This window comes from Novacetimonas hansenii JCM 7643, assembly GCF_000964405.1.
GTDB lineage: Bacteria > Pseudomonadota > Alphaproteobacteria > Acetobacterales > Acetobacteraceae > Novacetimonas > Novacetimonas hansenii.
In genome coordinates this window covers 1-4,622 of sequence record NZ_BANE01000135.1, presented here as the reverse complement: position 1 = coordinate 4,622, position 4,622 = coordinate 1, and the positions used below count along the sequence as shown (strand labels likewise).

General features: G+C 61.2%; 4 protein-coding genes. All 4 read right to left on the bottom strand.

From position 1 onward, the window contains the following. Positions 1-126 precede the first annotated feature (126 nt). The 4 genes from hpnK to B7G66_RS10095 all read right to left on the bottom strand — a co-directional run bounded on the left by hpnK (position 127) and on the right by B7G66_RS10095 (position 4,498). Positions 127-981, bottom strand: coding sequence for a hopanoid biosynthesis-associated protein HpnK (gene hpnK / locus B7G66_RS10110; protein WP_003622005.1), 855 nt, complete (start codon positions 979-981; stop codon positions 127-129). An 82-nt stretch (positions 982-1,063) separates the two neighbouring features. Beyond that, complete coding sequence (gene hpnJ / locus B7G66_RS10105) at positions 1,064-2,488, bottom strand: hopanoid biosynthesis associated radical SAM protein HpnJ (protein ID WP_003622006.1); 1,425 nt, start codon at positions 2,486-2,488, stop codon at positions 1,064-1,066. A 96-nt stretch (positions 2,489-2,584) separates the two neighbouring features. Beyond that, positions 2,585-3,763 (bottom strand): bacteriohopanetetrol glucosamine biosynthesis glycosyltransferase HpnI, encoded by a 1,179-nt coding sequence (gene hpnI, locus B7G66_RS10100; protein ID WP_040512900.1) that lies wholly within the window; start codon positions 3,761-3,763, stop codon positions 2,585-2,587. A 69-nt stretch (positions 3,764-3,832) separates the two neighbouring features. Then, a complete protein-coding gene (locus tag B7G66_RS10095; RefSeq protein ID WP_003622008.1) occupies positions 3,833-4,498 on the bottom strand; it encodes an ABC transporter substrate-binding protein in 666 nt (221 codons plus the stop codon). Positions 4,499-4,622 lie beyond the last annotated feature (124 nt).

The following is a 4,622-nucleotide window of genomic DNA, read 5'->3' as shown; positions in this document are numbered from 1 at the left end:
GAAAAAGCTTCACCAAAAAACCTTTATAATTTCAGTATGTTATCCAGACTGATTTTTTCAAACAGTCTCTTATAAAATAACGGTTTCCAAAGGGCCGCGCCCTTTGGTGGGGCCGCTCTGAAGACCCTATCGCGCGCGTGCGATATCGGTCCATGTGGTCGGGGTTGCCCCCGCATGGCGCAGCCCCGCACGCAGGCCGGGACTGCACAGCGTTTCGAATTCCGCCACATGTTCATAGGTCGGCATCAGGCGTTCAAGCAGCCTGTTTTTTGCCGTGGCGGGATGGAAATAGATTTCCGACAGCCCGTCAGGCAGGTGCGCAGCCAGCGCGGAGACACGTTCGGTCGTCATGTGGCCGCTCCATGCCAGGCCAAAGCACCAGTCATTTGTCACCAGCCCCGCCTTGTGGGCCTGATGCCGCAACAGGCGCGTCCAGCGCCGCAATGCCGCATCGCCAAGTGTATCGGCATAGGTACCTGCCGCGAACAGCGGCTGTGGCGGCTCCAGCGGCACGCGCACCGCCCGCAGGCCATGGCGCAGGCCGCTTTCGATCAGGTAACGCCCGACCGTGGGATGCAGGTGCATGTGCTTGTGCGCGTTGGCATGGTCCAGCGCCAGCCCCGTAAGGGCAAAGGCGCGGAACTGGGCCTCGATCTCGGCGGCGAGTTCGCGGCGCACGGCGGGACGGAAAAAATATTCCACACCCAGCTTCAACTGATCGGACGGGAACTGACCATCCTGTGGCACCAGCAGCGGAATATCCGCAGGCGGCAGGGTGGCCGGTCCCTCGATCGCGACAAGGTGCAACCCCACGCGCAGGTCCGGCAGGCGTCTGGCGCGCCGGATCGCATCTTCTGCCGCGGGACCGGCGACCATCAGGCTTGCGGTGGATAGCAGGCCATCGCGATGCGCGATCTCGATGGCTTCATTCACCTCTTCCGACAGGCCGAAATCATCGGCGGATATGATGACGCGTTTCATGACAGCAGGGAACCGGATGTAACGATATCAGAAAAAACGCCGGAACCTGTGGGTTCCGGCGCATGGAATGGCCTGATGGCGATCAGGCCGCGCGACGTTCGCGCAGGAACTGGAAGAATTCGACGCCTTCGCGCAGGCGACGCTTCATCATCTGCGGGCTGCGGACCATCTCGTTCAGGATCGAGGCGATCTTGGGCGCGCGGAAATAGAACTTCCGGTAGAAATCCTCGACACTGTTGAAGATTTCGGTGTGCGACAGGTGCGGATAATGCAGCGGTGCGATCTGCACGCCGTTTTCATCAATCAGTTCCGCGTTGCTTGCATCAAGCCAGCCATTCTCGGTCGCCTGCTTGTGCAGGAACGTGCCGGGATAGGGGGCCGCCAGCGAAACCTGCAATGTGTGCGGGTTGATCTCGGTCGCGAACTTGATGGTTTCCTGGATGGTTTCCTTCGTTTCGCCCGGCAGGCCGAGGATGAAGGTGCCATGGATCTTGATGCCAAGTTCGTGGCAGTTCTTGGTGAACTCACGCGCGACTTCGACCCGCATGCCCTTCTTGATGTTGTGAAGGATCTGCTGGTTGCCGCTCTCATACCCGACAAGCAGGAGGCGCAGGCCATTGGCCTTGAGCACTTCAAGCGTCTTGCGCGGGACGTTCGCCTTTGCATTGCACGACCACGTCACACCCAGCTTGCCAAGTTCCTTGGCAATCGCCTCTGCACGGGGCAGGTCGTCGGTGAAGGTGTCGTCGTCGAAGAAGAATTCCTTCACCTGCGGGAAATACTGCTTCGCCAGACGGATTTCAGCGGCCACATGTTCGGGGCTGCGGGTGCGGTAATGATGACCGCCAACCGTCTGCGGCCACAGGCAGAACGTGCAGCGCGACTTGCACCCACGACCGGTATAGATCGAGATGTAGGGGTGCATCAGATAGCCGATGAAGTAATCTTCGATCTTCAGGTCGCGCTTGTACACTTCGGTCACGAACGGCAGGCTGTCCATGTCCTCGATCATCGCGCGGTCGCGGTTGGAGATGATCTTGCCATCCGGGTCGCGCCAAGTGATGCCATCGACATCCTTCCAGTCGCGGCCTTCGGCGATTTCCTTGATGGTGTAGTCGAATTCGTTGCGTGCCACGAAATCGACCGGCGGCGCGTTCAGCAGGCTTTCTTCCGGCTGCACGGCAACCTTTGCGCCGACCATGCCGATCTTGACCGCCGGATTCGCGTCCTTGAGCATCTGCGCCACCCGCACGTCAGACGCGAAGGACGGGGTGGAGGTGTGCATGATGACAAGGTCGCGGTTACGCACATCCTCAAGGATCGGTTCCATGCCCATGCGGGCCGGGGGGGCGTCGATCAGGCGGCTGCCTTCGACCATGGCGGCAGGCTGCGCCAGCCATGTCGGATACCAGAACGACTTGATTTCCCGCTTTGCCTGATAACGGGAGCCGGCCCCGCCATCGAATCCGTCGAAGGAAGGCGGCTGGAGAAACAGGGTCTTCATCATGTTACGCGAATCCTCGGGTCTGAAAGGGGCTCACTCCCCCGCGCGACCGCAGTTGCCTTGACTGGTTTGGTTCGGCCTGTCCGGCCCCCGGCGTGGTCAGTCGCCGGGGGAAGCAGGTTGTGATCGGGGTGTCATAGCGGAATGTGGCGAAATATGCATAGTCTGTCCGCGCCATGCCACGCGCGTGCCTGTCACGCTGCCGACCATGATGCCAGCCGACAGCCAGTCGCGCAGCGGCAGCAGGAACAGCGGAACAAGGCTGCGTTGTGCCAATGCGCGGTCCATGACAAACGCACAGACGGCGCGAACGCCCCATATGGACATAAAGAACATCCATGTCCATGTCGCATGCGGTGCCAGCACGACCGCCATCGTGGCCCAGAACAGCGGAAGCTGGATGGCCGACGCGGCATAACCCAGCGGTTCCAGCGTCTTGACCGTCCGACCCCAGCGAAGTTCGTGGGCCAGTACTTCGCGCAGGGAACGTTCCCCCACGGTGGTCCATGTCATGCACGCGGCAATGGCGATGTCCTTGCCCTGTTCGCGCACATACCGGCCCAGCATCGCATCATCGGCGACATGCGGAACCAGCGCTTCCAGCCCGCCGATGGCCTGGAGCATCGACCGCCGCAGCGCCATCGTCGCGCCAAGGCAGTCCTGCCGCCCGAGATAGCGTGACAGCATGACGCCGGGCAGGAAATTATGGTTGATCTGCCCCGCCGCCAGCAACCGTGGCAGCGTGGGCGACGCCGGCAGCCCCGCGTAAAGCGTCGTCACCAGCCCGACATTGGCGGGAACCAGTGCGCCAACCACGTGGCGCAGGTAATCGGGCGCCACATGGATGTCCGAATCGGAAATGACCAGCACGTCGTGACGCGCGCGCGCCATCATGTTGATCAGGTTCCCGATCTTGCGGTTGATGCCGTGAAAGGTCGGGTCGATGACCAGTTCGATATCCAGCGCGGGATGGCGTTCGCACAGGCGCCGCACGATGGGAATGGCGGCGTCATCTTCGGCCTGAACGCCAAAGATGATCTGCATTGCGGGATAATCCTGCGTGCAGAAGCTTTCCAGCGCTTCTTCAAGCAGGGGTTCATCGCCATGCAGGGGCTTGAGCACCGTCACCGGGGGCAAGGGTACGGCCTGGTCGGCGCGTTTTTCCTGCACGCGAAAGCGTGAGACCAGAAAAGTGCCTAGCGTCGCCTGTACGCACCCGGCCACCGCGACAGCCGCAGCCAGACCGGATGGTGAGACAAGGGCGTTAAGAACAGACATCATCTTTCCGGCTGGGTCGCGCGTGCATGATATAACATCGGTAATCCGGTCCGTAACCCGAAGGGCGGATCATCCTTCCGAAAAGACCTTGATCTTCTTCTGTAACAGATCGATCAGGTTTTGCACATTGCCGCCGGACAGGGCGGAACGGAAATCGGAATGCTGCATGCCGACCTGGCTGATATTGCCATTCAGCAGGACGTCAACCACCTGATATCCCTTGGCGCCATTCATGTGCATGACGTAATTGACGGCCGTGCCCGACGGGTCGTCCGATGACCCGATCTGGGTATCGACAATCTTGTTTCCGCCCACCGGCGCGTCACGTATCGCGGGATTGATGGTGAAACGGGCGTCAGTGCCGGGCTTGAAGCTGGAAAGGTTGCGGGCGATCGTGAACTGGCGGAACGTGGACAGCAGCACCTGCTTCTGGTCAGGCGACAGCGTGGCGTAGTGCGGACCGATGGAGGAAGACAGGATCGCCTCCAGGTCATAGACGCGGTCGATGACCGGGCCGAGTTCCTGCGCACGCTGGTCGAACGTGCCGCTGTTCTTGGCCTCGATGCGGGTCAGTTCGGCATAAAGCGCCTTGATGGGGGCCTGCGGGTCGGATGCGGCCGCGGCCGCATGCGCCGAAGGAATGAAGGAGGGCAGGGCCGGGAGCGCCGACGCTGCCACCAGCCCGGCGCACAGCGCCAGGGACGTTGTTTTCAGGACATGTTTCATAATGATCATGATTTCGGTCCGATTGCCGTCTTTAGCAAGGGCTGGGTCATGCTGATTCCGACACCCAGCGCTTCCAGCGCGGTATTGGTGATCGCCTGCGCATCGAGGCCGGCCTCGTGATATTGGGCGGTCT